Raw genomic sequence first — 371 nt, 5'->3', positions numbered from 1 at the left:
CCGTGCGAACCGTCATCCGCCGTCAACGGCGCCGCACAGTACAACGCACGGATCTTGTTCGCACACGTCCGCTCCGCCGCCCAGAACGCGGACACCGCGGCGTTGACGTCGTGGATCAGATCATTGTTCTCATCGATCTTGTCCCCGTCGTCCTTCCAGTGCTTGTCACCACTGATCTTGCTGCTGAAGGTGGTCGCCTTCGCCTGCAACTCCTTCAGCCGCGCCACGATCGGCCGCGCCTCGGTGATGTACTCACCCAGCGCCGTCGCCGCCGACTCCAGCTGATCGGCGAAGAAATCACTGTCCGTCTTCACCGGCTTCGTCGTCGCGAACAACTGCGCCGCCTCCGGCGCCGAGTAGAACGCCGACAG

The 371-nt window shown here is 63.9% G+C and carries 1 pseudogene; it reads right to left on the bottom strand.

Annotation, left to right across the window (positions count from 1 at the left end):
• A pseudogene (locus ACEPPI_RS40790) lies at positions 1 to 371 on the bottom strand (protein phosphatase); the annotation flags it as partial.

The sequence above is a fragment of the Streptomyces sp. AB3(2024) genome (genome assembly GCF_041862025.1).
Lineage (GTDB): Bacteria > Actinomycetota > Actinomycetes > Streptomycetales > Streptomycetaceae > Streptomyces.
This window is presented reverse-complemented; position numbering and strand designations above follow the sequence as displayed.